We start from the raw sequence: 16526 nt of genomic DNA, 5'->3' as shown, positions 1-16526 counted from the left end.
TCGACCTCGACCTGAGCCAGCCGCCCGCACCGCCGCCGCTGGCACCGGTCGGCGCCAGCCTGCCGAAGTCGGCCTATGCGCCCGCCCCGGCCGCACGCCCGACGACGCCCCCGTCCGCCAGCCTGGCTGCGCAGCCGACGGTCGACCTCGAGAACGATTTCGACACCGCCCCCGGCGCGCTGCCGCTCGACACCCTGCCCGGCTCGCTCAACGACGCCGACAACACCCGCCCGGCCGTGCTGCGCGGCGGTGCCGGCCTGCCGGCCGATTCGGGCTTCATCGAATTCGACATGAGTGCCCTGGCCGGCCTGCCCGCCCGCTCGGGCAACGGCGCCGACCATCCCGCGCCGTCGGCGTCGGCCCATGAGGACGACGAGAGCCCGCATGCCGTCAAGCTGTCGCTGGCGCGCGAGCTGCAGGCCATCGGCGACGTCGAGGGCGCGCGCTCGCTGGTCGAGGAAGTCGAAGCCGAAAGCGCCGGCGAACTCAAGTCGCAGGCGCGGCAACTGCTCGCCGAGCTGCGCTGAGCGCGCGGCGCCGGCCTCTTGGTTCCTGGTTTCGTGAGGCTGGCGCTCGGCATCCGCTACAACGGCCAGGCCTACGACGGCTGGCAGAGCCAGTCCTCGGGCCGCACGGTGCAGGACAAGCTCGAGAAGGCCCTGTCCCAGTTCGCCGCGCAACGCATCTCCACGCTATGTGCCGGCCGCACCGACGCCGGCGTGCACGGGCTGATGCAGGTGGTGCACTTCGACACCGAGGTGCAGCGCGAACCCTTCTCCTGGATGCGCGGCACCAACCGCTACCTGCCCGACGACATCGCGGTGCAGTGGGCGCATCCGGTGCCGGCCGAATTCCATTGCCGCGCCAGCGCCCTCGCGCGGCGCTACGTCTACGTGCTCTCGCAGTCGCCGGTGCGCCCCAGCCTCGACGCGGGGCGGGTCGGCTGGTCGATGAACCTGCTCGACGGCGATGCGATGCGCGCCGCGGCCGCGCTGCTGATCGGCGAACACGATTTCAGCTCGTTCCGCGCCTCGGCCTGCCAGGCCCGCTCGCCGGTCAAGAACCTGCGGCGCATCGAGATCACGCGCCACGGTGAGGGCGAGCGCTGCCGCTGGCAGTTCGAGTTCGAGGCCGATGCCTTCCTGCATCACATGATCCGCAACCTGATGGGTTGCCTGGTGCGCGTGGGCCGGGGCGCCGAGTCGCCCGAGTGGATCAGCGAGGTGCTCGCCGCGCGCAGCCGCGACGCGGCGGCGCCGACCTTCTCGCCCGACGGGCTGTACTTCCTCGGCCCGTTGTACGACGCCAAGTGGGGTCTGCCGGCCGAGGCCACCTTCCAGGCCGCCCGCGCGGCCTATGATGGCCCGCCATGAGCCTTCTCCCGCCGCGCACCCGCATCAAGATCTGCGGCCTCACGCGCGAGGCCGACCTCGATGCCGCCGTGGAAGCCGGCGCCGATGCCGTCGGCTTCGTGCTCTACCCGAAGAGCCCGCGCGCCATCGCGCCCGAACGCGCGGCCGTGCTGGCCGCGCGCCTGCCGCCCTTCGTCACGCCGGTGCTGCTGTTCGTCGATGCGCAACCCGCCGAGGCCATCGCCGCCCTGGCCCGGGTGCCGGGTGCCATCGCCCAGTTCCATGGCGATGAAACGCCCGCCGACTGCCTCGCGGCGAGCGGAAACGGCCGCTTCCGCTTCATGCGCGCGGCCCGCATTCCCCTCGGCGAGGCCGGCGCCCGCTTCGACCTCGTAAAATACGCATCCGATTTCTCAAACGCCCAGGCCATCCTGCTCGACGCCCATGTCGACGGTTATGGCGGTGGCGGCAAGGCATTCGATTGGTCACTTCTTCCACCCGCCGTCGACGCTCACCTCGTCTTGAGTGGTGGACTCACACCTGCAAACGTGGGCGATGGCATTCGCACGCTGCGGACACGCTGCAAGACGCTGTCCGTTGATGTGAGCTCGGGCGTCGAGATCGACGGTCCCGGGAACAAGGGCCTGAAGGACGCCGGCAAGATCCGGCAATTCGTCGCCGCGGTGAGAGCGGCCGACGCCTCGTCCTTCTCCAGTTAGCCGCCGCACCCGGTTGTCGACCGGGCTGCGGCCCAACGATCGAGAACCATGCAAAGCACCTACCAGCAACCCGACGCCACCGGCCATTTCGGCAACTACGGCGGCACCTTCGCGAGCGAGACGCTCACCCACGCGATCAACGAGCTGCGCGACGCGTACGCGAAGTACAAGGAAGACCCGGCCTTCCTGGCCGAATTCCACTACGAGCTCAAGCACTTCGTCGGCCGGCCCTCGCCGATCTACCACGCCGCGCGCACCAGCCGCGAGATGGGCGGCGCGCAGATCTACCTCAAGCGCGAGGACCTCAACCACACCGGCGCCCACAAGATCAACAACGTGATCGGCCAGGCGATGCTCGCGCGCCGCATGGGCAAGCCGCGCGTGATCGCGGAGACCGGCGCCGGCCAGCACGGCGTGGCCACGGCCACCATCTGCGCGCGCTACGGCCTCGAATGCGTGGTCTACATGGGCAGCCAGGACGTGAAGCGCCAGAGCCCCAACGTCTACCGCATGAACCTGCTCGGCGCCACGGTGGTGCCGGTGGAATCGGGCAGCAAGACGCTGAAGGACGCGCTCAACGAGGCGATGCGCGACTGGGTCACGAACGTGGAGAACACCTTCTACATCATCGGCACCGTGGCCGGCCCGCACCCCTACCCGATGATGGTGCGCGACTTCCAGAGCGTGATCGGCACCGAGTGCATCGAGCAGATGCCCGCGATGCTGGCGGCCGACGGCATCACCGGCGAGGCCGAGGGCAAGCAGCCCGATGCGGTGGTCGCCTGCGTGGGCGGCGGCAGCAATGCGATCGGCATCTTCCATCCCTACATCCCGTTCGCCGGCACGCGGCTGATCGGCGTCGAGGCCGCGGGCGAAGGCCTGGACAGCGGCAAGCACGCCGCCTCGATCCTGCGCGGCAGCCCGGGCGTGCTGCACGGCAACCGCACCTACCTGCTGCAGAACGAGGACGGCCAGATCACCGAGACGCACAGCGTCAGCGCCGGCCTCGACTATCCCGGCGTGGGCCCCGAGCATGCGTACCTGGCCGACATCGGCCGCGCCGAGTACGTGGGCGTCACCGACATCGAGGCCCTCGAGGCCTTCCACTACCTGTGCCGCACGGAGGGCATCATTCCCGCGCTCGAATCCAGCCACGCCGTGGCCCACGCGCTGAAGCTCGCGAAGACCATGCGCCCCGACCAGTCGATCCTGGTCAACCTCTCGGGCCGCGGCGACAAGGACATCGGCACCGTCGCCGACCTCGCGGGCGTCGACTTCTACGACCGGCCCTCGATGCGCGGCCTGAGCGTGAAGGGAGGCAAGTGATGAGCCGCATTGCAGCCACCTTCGAGGCGCTGAAGAAGGACGGGCGCCGCGCGCTCATCCCCTACGTCACCGCCGGCTTCCCCTTTGCCGACATCACGCCCGAGCTCATGCACGGCATGGTCGCGGCTGGTGCCGACGTGATCGAGCTCGGCGTGCCCTTCTCCGACCCGATGGCCGACGGCCCGGTGATCCAGCAGGCCGGCGAAGCCGCGCTCGCGCTGGGCATCGGCATGAAGCAGGTGCTGGCGATGGTCGCGGCCTTCCGCGCGAAGGACACGGGCACGCCCGTGGTGCTGATGGGCTATGCCAACCCGGTCGAGCGCTACGACCTCGTGCACGGCAAGCACGCCTTCATCCGCGACGCGGCCGCGGCCGGCGTCGACGGCCTGCTGGTGGTCGACTACCCGCCCGAGGAGTGCGAACAGTTCGCCGCCGATCTGCGCGAAGCCGGCATCGACCTGATCTTCCTGCTGGCGCCCACCAGCACCGACGAGCGCATGGCGCAGGTCGCGCGCATCGCGAGCGGCTACGTCTACTACGTGTCGCTCAAGGGCGTGACCGGCGCCGGCCACCTCGACACCGAAGCGGTCGGCCGCATGCTCCCGCGCATCCGCCAGCACGTGGGCATCCCGGTCGGCGTGGGCTTCGGCATCCGCGACGCCAGCACCGCGCAGGCGGTGGGCTCGGCGGCCGACGCGGTCGTGATCGGTACCAAGATCATCCAGCTGATCGACGGCCAGCCACGCGAGAAGGTGGTGCCCGCGGTGCATGAATTCCTCGCGGGCACCCGCGAGGCGCTCGATGCCTTGCCGGCGGCTACCGCGAAGAATGCGGCTGGCCGATAATCGCCGCTGCCCTCGTCAGGCCCCTTTCGTCATGCGAAAAAGCACGGAAGGGGGCACTGACGGCCCCGAAGGCTCTCCCGCCTTCGCGCGAACCTAGGAATGCCCATGAGCTGGCTTGAAAAACTGCTACCCGCCAAGATCGCCCAGACCGACCCCGCCGAGCGCCGCCAGGTGCCCGAGGGCCTGTGGATCAAGTGCCCGGCCTGCGAGACGGTGCTCTACAAGACCGACCTCGAGCACAACCAGAACGTCTGCCCGAGCTGCAGCCACCACCATCGCATCGGCGCCCGTCCGCGCCTCGACGCTTTTCTCGATGCCGAGGGCCGTTACGAGATCGGCCAGGAAGTGCTGCCGGTCGACGCGCTCAAGTTCAAGGACAGCCGCAAGTACCCCGAGCGCCTGAAGGAAGCCCTGGAGAACACCGGCGAGACCGACGCGCTGGTCGTGATGGGCGGCTCGGTCCACAGCATCAGCGTGGTGGTCGCCTGCTTCGAGTTCGAATTCATGGGCGGCAGCATGGGCAGCGTGGTCGGCGAGCGCTTCGTGCGCGGCGTCGAGACCGCGATCGAGCAGAAGGTGCCGTTCATCTGCTTCACCGCCACCGGCGGCGCGCGCATGCAGGAAGGCCTGCTGTCGCTGATGCAGATGGCCAAGACCAATGCCGCGCTCACGCGCCTCGCGAAGAAGGGCCTGCCCTACATCAGCGTGCTGACCGACCCGACCATGGGTGGCGTGTCGGCCGGCTTCGCCTTCATGGGCGACGTGGTGATCGCCGAGCCCAAGGCGCTGATCGGCTTCGCCGGCCCGCGCGTGATCGAATCGACCGTGCGCGTGACCCTGCCCGAAGGCTTCCAGCGCGCCGAGTTCCTGCAGACCAAGGGCGCGATCGACTTCATCAGCGACCGCCGCGAACTGCGCAAGACCATCGCCAGCACGCTCGCGATGCTGCTGCGCCAACCGGCGGATGCGGTGAGCTGATTCAGAGCCTCTCGAAAGACGAAGCGCCCGGAACCTCGCGGTTCCGGGCGCTTTTTTCATAGGGACTGCAACCGGTCAGAGTCGGTAGGCCAACACCAGCAGGTTGTTCAGCACGATCGCGATCACCTGCAGCACGACGATCGCGGCCAGCGGCGACAGGTCGACGCCGCCGAGCAGCGGAATGACGCGGCGGAACGGCCGCACCAGCGGCTCGGCCAGACGCGAGATCAGGTCGAGCAGCATCGGCGAGGCGCCCGGCACCCACGAGAGCACCGCGTACACCACCAGCAGCGCGGTCAGTCCCGACACGGCGAGCTGCAGCAGGCCGATGAACGACACCAGCGGCAGCGCGCCGATGCGCCCGAGGTTGCCGATCAACAGCCACAGCACGAGGAACTTGGCGATCACCAGCAGCCAGGCGGCCACGGCGCTCGCGAGGTCCCACTTCTTGACGGCCGGCAGCAGGCGCCGCAGCGGCAGCACGATCCAGTCGGTGATGGCGAAGATGAAGCGGCCCAGCGGATTGCCAAAGGGCACGCGGTGGTACTGCATGTAGAGCCGCAGCAGGCAGGCGCCGCCGAGCAGGCCGACGATCACGTCGAGGAGGAACGATGGGATCTGATAGAGCATGGCGCGCGAGGTGAAGCGGAGTGCGATGATAGCCACGCAAGGCTCTTCGATGACGACACAACCCCTTCTGAACTCCCTGCCTTTGTTCCCGCTCGGCACGGTCCTCTTCCCCGGCGGCCTGCTGCCGCTGCGCATCTTCGAGGTGCGCTACCTCGACATGATCGGCAAGTGCCGCAAGGGCGGCGTGCCCTTCGGCGTGGTGAACCTCACGAGCGGCACCGAGGTGCGCAAGGCCGGCGCGCAGGCCGAGCGCTTCGCCGAGGTCGGCACGCTGGCCGTGATCCGCGAATTCGAATCGCCGCAAAGCGGCCTGCTGCAGATCGAGTGCGTCGGCACGCAGCGCTTTCGCGTACGCCACAGCGAACTGCAGAAGCACGGCCTGTGGATCGCCGACGTCGCGATCCTCGCCGACGACGTCGCGCTCGAGATCCCCGAGGACCTGCAGCACACCGCCACCGCGCTGCGCCGCCTGGTCGACACGCTCGAGGAGCGCAAGCGCGCGCAGGACGCCACCGGTTCGCCGCCGGTGCGCCTGCCGATCGGCGCGCCCTACCGCTACGACGACTGCGGCTGGGTCGCCAACCGCTGGTGCGAGCTGGTGCCGATGCAGCTCGAGCTGCGGCAGCGGCTGATGGAGCTCGAGAGTCCGCTGATGCGGCTGGAGCTGGTCGGCGATCTGCTGGCGCGCACCGGCATCGCCTGAGCGCTCGGGCGACACGGCCGAAGCGCCCGCCCCGCTTCGTTTCGCGCTTCGAATTTGATAGCTGATGGCGCAAGGCCGGCGACGGGTTCGCCGGAATTCGCGCGCCATCGCCTGGGCTAAAATCCCGCCTTTCGCGCCGAATTTCCCTGCGCGCGCCTCCCCCACCGCCTCCCCATGTCCGAACAACAGCCGCCCACCCCTGCTCCGGCCGCGACCACGCCCGCCGTCGACGACAACCAGCTCATCGCCGAACGCCGCGAGAAGCTCAAGCTGCTGCGCACCGCGCAGACCGAAGGCAAGGGCGTCGCGTTCCCCAACGACTTCAAGCCGGGCCACCGCGCCGCCGCGCTCGTCGAGGCGCATGGCGCCGTCGAAGCCGAAGCGCTCGAGGCGCAGAACGTCGCCGTGAGCGTGGGCGGCCGCATGATGCTCAAGCGCGTGATGGGCAAGGCCAGCTTCGCGACCCTGCAGGACGCCACCGGCCGCATCCAGCTCTACGTCACGCGCGACGCGGTCGGCGAAGAGGTCTATGCCGAGTTCAAGCGCTGGGACCTCGGCGACATCCTCGGCGCCGAAGGCACGCTGATGAAGACCAAGACCGGCGAGCTGTCGATCAAGGTCACGACGCTGCGCCTGCTCACCAAGAGCCTGCGTCCGCTGCCCGACAAGTTCCACGGCATGGCCGACCAGGAGCAGAAGTACCGCCAGCGCTACGTCGACCTGATCACCGACGAATCGGCGCGCGTGCGCTTCACCGCGCGCAGCAAGGCCGTGAGCGCGCTGCGCGAATTCATGGTGGCCAACGACTTCCTCGAGGTCGAGACGCCGATGCTGCATCCGATCCCGGGCGGCGCCAACGCCAAGCCCTTCAAGACGCACCACAACGCGCTCGACCAGGAGATGTTCCTGCGCATCGCGCCCGAGCTCTACCTCAAGCGCCTGATCGTCGGCGGCTTCGAGCGCGTGTTCGAGATCAACCGGAGCTACCGCAACGAGGGCATCTCGGTGCGGCACAACCCCGAGTTCACGATGATGGAGTTCTACGCGGCCTACTGGAACTACCGCGACCTGATGGACTTCACCGAGACGCTGATCCGCACCATCGCCGACAAGGCCGTGGGCACGCAGCAACTCACCTACCAGGGCAAGCCGGTCGACCTGACGCAGCCCTTCGAGCGCCTGACGATCCGCGAGGCGATCCTCAAGCACACCGATGCGGGCGATGGGGTCGACGACAGCGCCTGGCTCGTCAACGCCCTGCGCAAGCTGGGCCTGAGCGAGGAGAAGGACAAGCTCTCGCAGCGCAGCCTGGCCAGCCTGCAGGTGATGTACTTCGAGGAGACCGTCGAAGAGAAGCTCTGGCAGCCGACCTTCATCATGGAGCACCCGACCGAGATCTCGCCGCTGGCGCGCGCCAACGACGAGCGCCCCGAAGTCACCGAGCGCTTCGAGCTCTACATCACGGGCCGCGAGTTCGGCAACGGCTTCAGCGAGCTCAACGACGCCGAGGACCAGGCCGCGCGCTTCAACGCGCAGGTGGCGGCCAAGGACGGCGGCGACGACGAGGCCATGTACTACGACCACGATTTCGTGCGCGCGCTCGAGTACGGCATGCCGCCCACCGGCGGCTGCGGCATCGGCATCGACCGGCTGATGATGCTGCTGACCGACTCGCCGAGCATCCGCGACGTGATCCTGTTCCCCGCGCTGCGCCGGGAATCTTGAGCACCGCGACCGCGAACGCCACCGCGATCGGCATCGACTTCGGAACCTCGAATTCGGCCGTCGCCTGCCGCATCGCGGGCGCCACCCGGCTGCTGCCGATCGAAGGCGCGGCCACCACCCTGCCCACCGCGATCTTCTACAACGCCGAGGACCGCAGCACGCACTTCGGCCGCGACGCGATCGCGCTCTACCTGGCCGGCGTCGAAGGCCGGCTGATGCGCTCGCTCAAGAGCCTGCTGGGCAGCCCGCTGATGCAGGAGAAGACCGCGATCTTCGACGGCCTCGTGAGCTTCGAGGACATCATCGCGCGCTTCCTGCGCGAGATGGCCGAGCGGGCCGCGCGAGAGATGGGCCGCCTGCCCGAGCGCGTGGTGATCGGCCGGCCGGTGCATTTCGTCGACGACGACAGCAAGCGCGACGAGCGCGCCGAGCAGAGCCTGCGCGCCGCCGCGCGCGCCGCGGGATTCCGCGACATCGCCTTCCAGCTCGAGCCGATCGCGGCCGCCTTCGACTACGAGCAGCGCGTGCGCAAGGAATCGCTGGTGCTGATCGTCGACATCGGCGGCGGCACCTCCGACTTCACCGTGGTGCGCCTGGGCCCCGAGCGCGCCGCGCGCGAGGAGCGTGGCGACGACGTGCTGGCCACCACCGGCGTGCACATCGGCGGCACCGACTACGACCAGCGGCTCAACCTCGATCGCGTGATGCCGCTGCTGGGCTTCGGCCACCACGGGCCGCAGGGCCGCGAGGTGCCGAGCAAGGTCTTCTTCGACCTGTCGTCGTGGCACCTGATCAACTGGCTGTACCTCGCCAAAGCCACGCGGCAGGCGCGCGAGCTGCGCACCAGCTATGCCGACACGCGGCTGCACGACCGCCTCATGGCGGTGCTCGACGAGCGCCATGGCCACCGCGTGCTCGGCGCGGTGGAGCAGGCCAAGATCGACGCCTCGGTCAGCGACGCACCCGCCACCATCGACCTCGACTGCGCCGAGCCCGGTCTCACGAGCACCCTGTCGCCGGCCGACATGGCGCAGCAGCTCGCGGCGCAGTTCGAGGCGGTGATCGCCTGCGCCCATGCCTGCGTCAAGCGCGCCGGCCTGCGCAGCAACGAGCTCGACGCCATCTACCTCACCGGCGGCTCCTCGGCGCTGCGGCCCTTCCAGCAAGCGCTGCGCAAGAGCTTCGCGGGCGTGCCGCTGGTCGAGGGCGACCTGTTCGGCGGCGTGGCCTCGGGGCTGGCCTTCGCGGCGCGCTGAGCGGCGGGCTCCGCGTCATCGGTCGCGCCATCGCGCATGAAGTACCTCTCGGCCTATCCGACGACATTGCAGGCGCAGGTGCGCAAGCTGCTCGACGAAGAGCGCCTGGGCACCTGGCTGCGCGAGCGCTATCCCGAGGGCGCGCATGCCGTGCAGACCGACCAGGCGCTCTACCTCTACACGACCGGGCTCAAGAACGAGTTCATGCGCAAGGCCGGGCCGCTGTCGAAGGTGATCTTCGACAGCAAGCTGCACGTGATCCGCCATGCGCTGGGCACCCACACCACCGTGTCGCGCGTGCAGGGCAGCAAGCTCAAGACCAAGCAGGAGATCCGCGTCGCGAACCTGTTCAAGGCCGTGCCTGCTCCCTGGCTGCGCATGATCGTCGTGCACGAGCTCGCGCACATGAAGGAGCGCGACCACGACAAGGCCTTCTATGCGCTGTGCACGCACATGGAGCCGGACTACCACCAGCTGGAGTTCGATCTGCGGCTCTACCTGACGCACATCGAGGCGGGCGGGATGCGCCTGTGGGAATCGGCGGCCACGCCGCCCGCCGGATCCTGAGCAGGCGCGGCGGCTTGCCTGGAGCCGCGACCGTGCACACAATCCCCCTCGCATGGCGCGCGACTCGGGAGGCGCGCCCCCAAGAGAAAGAGGGAGTCCATGAAACATCCACTGCACCTGACATCGGCGGGCGATCCGCAGTTCATCGGAGAGATCGTCGAGGGCTTCAGGCTCGGGCTCCTCGAACTCGGCTACGACGTCAACTGGCAGCAGGCGCAGGTCGACACGCGCCGCGTCAACATCGTCATGTTCGCGGCCGGGCTGACCTGGAACCAGCTGGCGCACCTCGGGCCCGACTGCATCGTCGTCAACATCGAGCAGCTGGTCGAGGGCGGCAATGCCTTCACGCCGGCCTACCTGGAGATCCTGCGCAACAGCTACGTGTGGGAATACAGCGCGCTGAACTTCCGGCGCTACGCGGAGCTCGGCATCGCCCGCGCGGACCTGGTGCCCTACGGCTACCAGGCCGGCGCCATCCTGCCGCCGCCGGCGTCCGACCCGCCCGTGGCCGAAGACATCGACGTCCTTTTCTTCGGCAGCCTCAACGATCGGCGCATGCGCCTGCTGGAGACGCTTCGCGCGCGCGGAATGACCGTCGTGGCGCACCATTCGATTCCGGTGGCGGAGCGCGCCGCCCTGCTGGCACGCAGCCGCCTGCTGCTCAACGTGAGCTTCCTCGACGCCACGCGCACGGTGGAGATTCCGCGACTGGCGGTCGGTTTCGTCGCGAAGAAGCCGATCCTGACGGAGATCTACGACGACAGCGAGCTGCGGACCGAGCTGCGCGAAGGGGTCTTCGGCGAGCCCTATGAGCGGCTCGCAGACACGGCCGAGCGGCTGCTGTCGGCACCGGAAGAACGCCGGGCACGCGCCGAGCTGGGCCACCGGCTCTTCACGGCCACGTCGCAGGCGATGTTCATCCAGCCCGCGATCGAGCGCTTCTTCGCGTGGCGCTCGCAACAAGCCGGCGGCTGAGCCGACCGCGAGCGTGCAGGCCGGCGCCCCGGTTCAGCGAAAGAAGGCCGACAGCTCGACGGCCAGCGCCTCGACCTCTTCCTGCGACATGTCGGCAATCGCCTCCGGCGCGCGCGCATTCTCGGTATCGCGAATCCGCTCGATGTGCTCGCCGCGCGAGACCGAGTCATGGTGCAGGTGGAACATCGGCACGTTCATCGAGTGCCAGCGCACGCCGAGCCGCGAAGCGCGGCGCAGCAGCTCGTCGTCCTCGCCGCCCCAGCCCTCGAGCCGCGCGTTGTAGCCGCCCACGCGGATGTACTCGCTGCGCTTGAACAGCACGATGCCGCCATTGGCATTGGGGTACAGCACGATCGCGTCCTCCGGCAATCGCTGCGGATCGATGGTGGCCAGGCGGCCATAGTCCGGGTCGGCCATGAAGCCCTGCTTGAGCGCGCCGGCGACGTTGATCACCGACCAGTAGGGGCACAGCGCATCGCTGTCCTGCCCTTCCATCAGTGCATCGATGCAGGCCCGCAGCGACTGCGGCTGGGCGATCGAGTCGGCATCGTGGAAGCAGATCACCGGGCTGCGCGCGAGCCGCACGCCGGTGTTGTAGAGCATCGACTTGGGGAACGGGCCGTCGTGCGGCACGAAGACATGCCGGATGTGCGGATCGTCGAGCCGGCGCCAGTCGAAGCTCGGCGTGGCCGCGGCCTCGAGCAGCCACAGCCGGTAGTCGGTGTAGGTGCGCCCCAGGTGCGCGAGCACGGTGTAGAGATTCTCGCGCCGCTCCTCGTTGGCCTCGCGGTACGACACGATGATGTCGATGTCGCGCAGGGAGGTTTTGTTCGCTTCGGCCATGGCGCTGCGGCTCTCAGAAAGGCCGGTAGAGGATGAAGTTGTCGTCGCCCGCGGGCTGCTTGAAGCGGGTGTCCCGGATCTCGAGCTGCACCGGCTGGGTCTTCTCGTCCTGGTAGCGGTTGAAGATGCCCGCGCCGTTCACCTTCTCGACCACTTCCGCCAGGCCGGGGCCGGCCCAGTTGTCGTGGCCGCGCAGCAGGTAGAAATGCATCACGCCGCACTGCTGGTGCGCCCAGTAGTCGTGCCACGAGAAGGAATCGGGCCGCCAGAGCGAGTTGTGGCCCTCGAAGAAGACGGGGCGGCTCATCGGCATGCACTCGGGCGTGGAGATGAGGATGTAGCGCGAGCGGTAGTTGAGGAACTCCAGCAGGTCCCGGCCCTGCGAATGCAGCATGTGCTCGATCACGTCGCCGAGGATGACGACGTCGTACAGGTCGCTGCTCTGCTTGTACAGCCCGTCGGCGGTGATCGGCAGGATGTGGTGGTAGCCCGTTTCGCGCAGGCCCGGGAAGGCCGCTTCGTCGCATTCGAGCGCGGTGAGCTCGCAGCGCGGAACGATGTCCTTGAGCAGCGCGCCGTACTTGCCGCCACCGGCGCCGATGTCGAGGATGCGCTGCGGGTCGATCGCCCGGACGATCTCCTGCGTCAGGACGTCGAAGGTGGGCCAGGAATAGCCTATGTGCGCCATGGGAATCCCTCTGCTCTCGCTGCTGTTCTGGGGCATACGACTGTACAGGAGCGCCCTGGCGCGGCGGGCGCCGCGGTGTCAGGTTCTGCACGGTTGCGCGAGCTTTGATCGCCCACGGCCGGCGGCTAACGGATCTTCTGCGAGGCCGCGTCCATGGCGGCCATGTACACCGACCGGTAGGGCTCGGACAGGCTCACGAAATGGACCAGCAGCGTGTCCTCGTCGGCCAGCAGCGGCGGCGTGTTGAGGCTGAGGTTGTCCAGCACGCTGTGCTCGCCGAGCAGGCCCTCCTCCTTCAGCACCTCGTTGGTGTAGTGCTGGTCGCCCAGGCTGCTGTAGACCTGGGACTTGTCGGCCACCTCGCCGATGCGCGCCCAGATGCGTTCCAGCAGCGCGAGGTTGGCCGGCGTGTTGCGAAAACCCATGACGCCCGAATTGAAGCGCCAGGCGCCGACGTCCTTGGCCAGCAGCAGATCGCGGCCCTGCAGCAGCGGCTCGAAGGGGCGCGCCTGGTTGCGGAAGACCACGTCGGCGTCGACCCAGATCACCCAGTCGTGCTGCGCCAGGTGCTGCTGCAGCAGCCAGGTGCGCACCCACGAGCCGTTGATGCCGGGCCCGATCACCTCGGGCAGCGCCCGGTACACGTGGTACGCGTGGCCATGGCGCTCGCAGTAGCGGCGCACGTTGTGCTCCGACACGCGCGCATAGGTCGCGATGTGGTGGGTGTAGAGCGTGAGGAAGGCGATGCGCGCCTGCGGATTGATGCTGGTGCACGCCTCGTCGGACAGCGCCGGATAGTCGGGCGGCTGCAGCACCGGGCGGCCCTGCATCAGGGCGCCGTTGACCTCGCGCACCAGCAGCGCCTGCAGGTTCAGGTCGTGCAGGATCTCGTCGCGCCAGCCACCGTCGGGCAGCGGCACCGGCAGCGCGGCGAGGTTCACCACGAAGACCCGCGCGTCGTGCCACTGCGAGACGCGCCACGAGACATTGATGTAGGCCTCGGCCAGCACGCTGTTGCAGGGCAGGAGCCCCGCCGGTGCCAGGCGCGCGGTCTCGTCGAGGCGCGGCGATTCGAGCGCGACCACGTGGCCGGCGTCGATGATCAGTTGATGCAGCAGCGCGCGGTTGCCGGGCGTGTTGCGCAGCACCAGCATGTTGGTCATGGCGGGACCGGCGCGGTCGCCGGTCGATGGCCCCTCGAGCGCGACCAGGTCGCGCCCGTGCATCAGCGCCTCGACCGCGACCGGGTGGAACACCACCGAATCGCCGTCGAGGAACAGCAGCCAGTCACCCTCGGCCAGCGTGCGCAGGTGGCGCAGGATCTGGCTGTACTTGGCGCTCGCGCGCAGCGCCGGATGAGCGATGCGCTCGGTGTCGGCCCACTGGTGCGGATAGCCGAACAGGCGGCAGTAGTGCGCATGGTTGCGCAGCACCGCCTCGTCCGCGCGCTGAAGAAGGCTGAGGCACAGGGGCATGAGTCACTCCAGGCAGCGGACCGCCGCGGGCGACGATGGCGTCGCGCTAGATGTCGAGCAAGCGGCGCGCATCGAGGTACCCGCGCGAACGCGTGAGCGCCTGCCAGTCGACGGGCTCGCCTTGCGGCAGCAGGCCGCGGCGCCGTGCCTCGCTGGCGCGCGCCTCGGCACCGGGCTGCCAGCGACCGGCGCGTTCGGCGGCTTCGAAGCCGTCGAGGAACTCGTCGAGCGGCCGGCCTTCGCCGATGCTCTGGTTGCATAGCAGTGCGAGATCGCAGCCGGCGCCCAGCGCGGCCAGCGCCGCGTCGGCGAAGCTCAGCAGTTCGCCGTCGATGTAGCGGCCGGCCTCCATGCTGAGGTCGTCGCTGAAGATGGCGCCGTCGAAGCCGAAGCGGCCGCGCAGGATATCGCGCAGCCAGCGCGGCGAGAAGCCCGCGGGCCGGCTGTCGACCTTCGGATAGATCACGTGCGCCGGCATGACCGCCGCCAGCGCACCGCCGAGCCAGTCGTAGGGCCGCGCGTCGTCGGCCAGGATGGCCTTGAGGCTGCGCTTGTCGACGGGAATCTCGACATGCGAGTCGGCATTGACCCAACCGTGTCCCGGAAAGTGCTTGCCGCAGTTGCGCATGCCCGCGAGCAGCATGCCGTGCATCAGGCTCTTGGCCAGCAGCGCGACCACGCGCGGATCGCGGTGGAAGCTGCGCGTGCCGATCACGGTGCTGCGGCCATGGTCGAGGTCGAGCACCGGCGCGAAGCTGAAGTCGACGCCGCAGGCGCGCAACTCGCCGGCCAGCACCTGGCCCGCCGCGGTCGCGACCTGGGTGGCCTGCATCGCGTCGCGCATCCAGAGCTCGCCCAGCGACTGCATCGTGGGCAGGTGGGTGAAGCCGTCGCTGCGAAAGCGCTGCACCCGCCCGCCCTCGTGATCGACGCAGATCAGCAGGTCGGGCCGGATCGCCTTGATCTCGGCATTGAGCGCCGTCATCTGCGCGCGGCTTTCCCAGTTGCGCGCGAAATGGATCACGCCGCCCACGCGCGGATGCGCCAGCCGGCGGCGGTCGGCATCGGTCAGCGCCGTGCCGGCCACGTCGACGACCAGCGGCGACAGAAGCAGTTCCTCGGTCTTCGCACTCATGGCGCGGGCCCATCCTTGCGTTCGACCACCACGAAGCTCGCGGCGTATTCGGTTTCGTCGGTGACGGTGACGTGGGCCGTGAGGTTCTGCGCCTCGAACCAGGTCTTGAGCTCGCCGTGCAGCACGATCACCGGCTTGCCGCTGCGCAGGTTGGCGATTTCGCACAGCCGCCAGCTCATGGGCATGCGCATGCCCATGCCGATGGCTTTGCTGAAGGCCTCCTTGGCCGAGAAGCGGGTGGCGAGGTAGCTGAGGCCGCGCTTGGGCCAGCGCTCGCTGCGGGCCTTCCAGACCGCGAATTCGGCGTCGCTGAGCACCCGGCGCGCGAAGCGCTCGCCCTGGCGCTCGAAGGTCGCGGCGATGCGGCGAACGTCGCAGATGTCGGTGCCGATGCCGTAGATCATGCGGCGGCGTGGGCCTCGGCGATGCAGCGCAGGTAGTCGCGCGTGGTCGCTGCATAGCCCAGCTCGAGCGCGTCGGCCACGAAGGCATGGCCGATCGAGACCTCCTGCACGCCGGGCACCGCCTTCAGGAAGGGCGTGAGGTTGTCGCGGCTCAGGTCGTGGCCGGCGTTCAGGCCCAGGCCGGTGGCGAGCGCGGCGCGCGCCGTGGCCGCGTAGCGTTCGAGCACCGCCTGCTCGTCGGGCGTGCCGCGCGAGGCCGCGAAGGACTCGGTGTAGAGCTCGACGCGGTCGGCGCCGACGGCCTTGGCCGCGGCCATCATCTCGGGGATCGGGTCCATGAACAGGCTGACGCGCACGCCCAGCGCCTTGGCTTCCGCGATCAGGGGGCGCAGGCGCTCGGCGTCGTCGGGGAAGGTCCAGCCATGGTCGCTGGTGGACTGGGTCTCGCTGTCGGGCACGAAGGTGGCCTGATGGGGACGCAGCTCGCGCACGAAGTCCATCAGGTTCTGGAACGGATTGCCCTCGATGTTGAACTCGATGCCGGGCCAGTCCTTGGCCAGCAGCGCCGACAGGTCATGCACGTCGTGCGTGCGGATGTGGCGCGCGTCGGGCCGCGGATGCACGGTGATGCCCTGGGCGCCGGCCTGCAGGCACAGGGTGGCGGCCTTCACCACGCTCGGAATGCCCAGGTGGCGCGTGTTGCGCACCAGCGCGACCTTGTTGAGATTGACCGACAGCGCGGTGGTGCCGGCCGAGGCAGAGGAAGTGCTCATAGTGCTTGGATATCTCTCATCAACTGCCGCGTACGCAGCGTGGACACGCCGCAATGGTAGTTGAGCAGCGCGCGCAGCTGGTTGCGCAGCGCGCTGTTGCTGCCGTTGCTCAGGGTCGCGACCAGCCGCAGC

At 69.1% G+C, this 16526-nt stretch carries 18 protein-coding genes and 1 pseudogene; 11 read left to right on the top strand and 8 right to left on the bottom strand.

Annotated features, from left to right (window positions below):
- The 6 genes from AC27VN_RS13525 to accD all read left to right on the top strand — a co-directional run.
- Positions 1 to 527: FimV/HubP family polar landmark protein (locus AC27VN_RS13525; protein ID WP_490876862.1), on the top strand; the 527-nt coding region annotated here is incomplete at its 5' end.
- 33 nt (positions 528 to 560) lie between these two features.
- Entirely contained in the window at positions 561 to 1373 is an 813-nt protein-coding gene (gene truA / locus AC27VN_RS13520) for a tRNA pseudouridine(38-40) synthase TruA (RefSeq protein WP_057592268.1), read from the top strand.
- The gene (locus tag AC27VN_RS13515) at positions 1370 to 2071 is read left to right on the top strand and encodes a phosphoribosylanthranilate isomerase (RefSeq protein WP_203204874.1); all 702 of its coding nucleotides are present in this window, start codon (positions 1370 to 1372) and stop codon (positions 2069 to 2071) included. Before truA ends, AC27VN_RS13515 begins: the two co-directional genes overlap by 4 nt.
- Before the next feature lie 48 nt (positions 2072 to 2119).
- On the top strand, positions 2120 to 3397 hold the full coding sequence (trpB, locus tag AC27VN_RS13510; RefSeq protein ID WP_057592270.1) for a tryptophan synthase subunit beta: 1278 nt from the start codon (positions 2120 to 2122) through the stop codon (positions 3395 to 3397).
- The gene (gene trpA / locus AC27VN_RS13505) at positions 3397 to 4242 is read left to right on the top strand and encodes a tryptophan synthase subunit alpha (protein WP_490876861.1); all 846 of its coding nucleotides are present in this window, start codon (positions 3397 to 3399) and stop codon (positions 4240 to 4242) included. Before trpB ends, trpA begins: the two co-directional genes overlap by 1 nt.
- A gap of 105 nt (positions 4243 to 4347) precedes the next feature.
- Positions 4348 to 5220, top strand: coding sequence for an acetyl-CoA carboxylase, carboxyltransferase subunit beta (gene accD / locus AC27VN_RS13500; protein WP_057592272.1), 873 nt, complete (start codon positions 4348 to 4350; stop codon positions 5218 to 5220).
- 75 nt (positions 5221 to 5295) lie between these two features.
- Here the strand turns inward: accD and AC27VN_RS13495 are convergent, their stop codons facing one another.
- The gene (locus AC27VN_RS13495; RefSeq protein WP_057592332.1) at positions 5296 to 5850 is read right to left on the bottom strand and encodes a YggT family protein; all 555 of its coding nucleotides are present in this window, start codon (positions 5848 to 5850) and stop codon (positions 5296 to 5298) included.
- 49 nt (positions 5851 to 5899) lie between these two features.
- Between AC27VN_RS13495 and AC27VN_RS13490 the strand changes: the two genes are divergently transcribed.
- The 5 genes from AC27VN_RS13490 (at position 5900) to AC27VN_RS13470 (ending at position 11076) form a co-directional block, all read left to right on the top strand.
- The gene (locus tag AC27VN_RS13490) at positions 5900 to 6553 is read left to right on the top strand and encodes an LON peptidase substrate-binding domain-containing protein (RefSeq protein ID WP_281078927.1); all 654 of its coding nucleotides are present in this window, start codon (positions 5900 to 5902) and stop codon (positions 6551 to 6553) included.
- 174 nt (positions 6554 to 6727) lie between these two features.
- On the top strand, positions 6728 to 8278 hold the full coding sequence (lysS, locus tag AC27VN_RS13485; protein WP_203204870.1) for a lysine--tRNA ligase: 1551 nt from the start codon (positions 6728 to 6730) through the stop codon (positions 8276 to 8278).
- A complete protein-coding gene (locus AC27VN_RS13480) occupies positions 8275 to 9534 on the top strand; it encodes an Hsp70 family protein (RefSeq protein WP_490876860.1) in 1260 nt (419 codons plus the stop codon). The genes lysS and AC27VN_RS13480 overlap by 4 nt, the downstream gene beginning before the upstream one ends.
- Positions 9535 to 9570: 36 nt before the next feature.
- Positions 9571 to 10101, top strand: coding sequence for a M48 metallopeptidase family protein (locus tag AC27VN_RS13475; RefSeq protein WP_296780144.1), 531 nt, complete (start codon positions 9571 to 9573; stop codon positions 10099 to 10101).
- Positions 10102 to 10200: 99 nt separating this feature from the next.
- Positions 10201 to 11076 (top strand): CgeB family protein, encoded by an 876-nt coding sequence (locus AC27VN_RS13470; protein ID WP_490876859.1) that lies wholly within the window; start codon positions 10201 to 10203, stop codon positions 11074 to 11076.
- A 33-nt stretch (positions 11077 to 11109) separates the two neighbouring features.
- Here AC27VN_RS13470 and AC27VN_RS13465 read toward each other — a convergent pair whose 3' ends face one another.
- The 7 genes and pseudogenes from AC27VN_RS13465 to AC27VN_RS13435 form a co-directional block, all read right to left on the bottom strand.
- Positions 11110 to 11919 (bottom strand): galactosyltransferase-related protein, encoded by an 810-nt coding sequence (locus AC27VN_RS13465; protein ID WP_490876858.1) that lies wholly within the window; start codon positions 11917 to 11919, stop codon positions 11110 to 11112.
- 13 nt (positions 11920 to 11932) lie between these two features.
- On the bottom strand, positions 11933 to 12607 hold the full coding sequence (locus AC27VN_RS13460; RefSeq protein WP_093348704.1) for a class I SAM-dependent methyltransferase: 675 nt from the start codon (positions 12605 to 12607) through the stop codon (positions 11933 to 11935).
- A 125-nt stretch (positions 12608 to 12732) separates the two neighbouring features.
- Complete coding sequence (locus tag AC27VN_RS13455) at positions 12733 to 14082, bottom strand: glycosyltransferase family protein (protein ID WP_490876857.1); 1350 nt, start codon at positions 14080 to 14082, stop codon at positions 12733 to 12735.
- A gap of 46 nt (positions 14083 to 14128) precedes the next feature.
- Positions 14129 to 15217: a beta-N-acetylhexosaminidase gene (nagZ, locus tag AC27VN_RS13450; RefSeq protein WP_490876856.1), complete on the bottom strand. Its 1089-nt coding sequence runs from the start codon at positions 15215 to 15217 to the stop codon at positions 14129 to 14131.
- Positions 15214 to 15621: a holo-ACP synthase gene (gene acpS, locus AC27VN_RS13445; protein ID WP_057592281.1), complete on the bottom strand. Its 408-nt coding sequence runs from the start codon at positions 15619 to 15621 to the stop codon at positions 15214 to 15216. Before acpS ends, nagZ begins: the two co-directional genes overlap by 4 nt.
- Positions 15618 to 16394, bottom strand: coding sequence for a pyridoxine 5'-phosphate synthase (locus AC27VN_RS13440; RefSeq protein WP_490876855.1), 777 nt, complete (start codon positions 16392 to 16394; stop codon positions 15618 to 15620). Before AC27VN_RS13440 ends, acpS begins: the two co-directional genes overlap by 4 nt.
- Positions 16391 to 16526: pseudogene (locus tag AC27VN_RS13435) on the bottom strand (DNA repair protein RecO); the annotation flags it as partial. The gene AC27VN_RS13440 and the pseudogene AC27VN_RS13435, both read right to left, overlap by 4 nt.

It is taken from the genome of Variovorax sp. 20P10.2.4 (assembly GCF_058244205.1).
Note: the sequence above shows the minus strand (reverse complement) of the source record. Positions and strands in the feature narration are given on the sequence as shown.

Bases quoted from the DNA above. Each gene is read 5' to 3' on its own strand.
- AC27VN_RS13515 (WP_203204874.1), top strand. From the start codon at position 1,370: ATGAGCCTTCTCCCGCCGCGCACCCGCATCAAGATCTGCGGCCTCACG.
- trpB (WP_057592270.1), top strand. From the start codon at position 2,120: ATGCAAAGCACCTACCAGCAACCCGACGCCACCGGCCATTTCGGCAAC.
- trpA (WP_490876861.1), top strand. From the start codon at position 3,397: ATGAGCCGCATTGCAGCCACCTTCGAGGCGCTGAAGAAGGACGGGCGC.
- accD (WP_057592272.1), top strand. From the start codon at position 4,348: ATGAGCTGGCTTGAAAAACTGCTACCCGCCAAGATCGCCCAGACCGAC.
- AC27VN_RS13495 (WP_057592332.1), bottom strand. From the start codon at position 5,850: ATGCTCTATCAGATCCCATCGTTCCTCCTCGACGTGATCGTCGGCCTG.
- AC27VN_RS13490 (WP_281078927.1), top strand. From the start codon at position 5,900: ATGACGACACAACCCCTTCTGAACTCCCTGCCTTTGTTCCCGCTCGGC.
- lysS (WP_203204870.1), top strand. From the start codon at position 6,728: ATGTCCGAACAACAGCCGCCCACCCCTGCTCCGGCCGCGACCACGCCC.
- AC27VN_RS13475 (WP_296780144.1), top strand. From the start codon at position 9,571: ATGAAGTACCTCTCGGCCTATCCGACGACATTGCAGGCGCAGGTGCGC.
- AC27VN_RS13470 (WP_490876859.1), top strand. From the start codon at position 10,201: ATGAAACATCCACTGCACCTGACATCGGCGGGCGATCCGCAGTTCATC.
- AC27VN_RS13465 (WP_490876858.1), bottom strand. From the start codon at position 11,919: ATGGCCGAAGCGAACAAAACCTCCCTGCGCGACATCGACATCATCGTG.
- AC27VN_RS13460 (WP_093348704.1), bottom strand. From the start codon at position 12,607: ATGGCGCACATAGGCTATTCCTGGCCCACCTTCGACGTCCTGACGCAG.
- AC27VN_RS13455 (WP_490876857.1), bottom strand. From the start codon at position 14,082: ATGCCCCTGTGCCTCAGCCTTCTTCAGCGCGCGGACGAGGCGGTGCTG.
- nagZ (WP_490876856.1), bottom strand. From the start codon at position 15,217: ATGAGTGCGAAGACCGAGGAACTGCTTCTGTCGCCGCTGGTCGTCGAC.
- acpS (WP_057592281.1), bottom strand. From the start codon at position 15,621: ATGATCTACGGCATCGGCACCGACATCTGCGACGTTCGCCGCATCGCC.
- AC27VN_RS13440 (WP_490876855.1), bottom strand. From the start codon at position 16,394: ATGAGCACTTCCTCTGCCTCGGCCGGCACCACCGCGCTGTCGGTCAAT.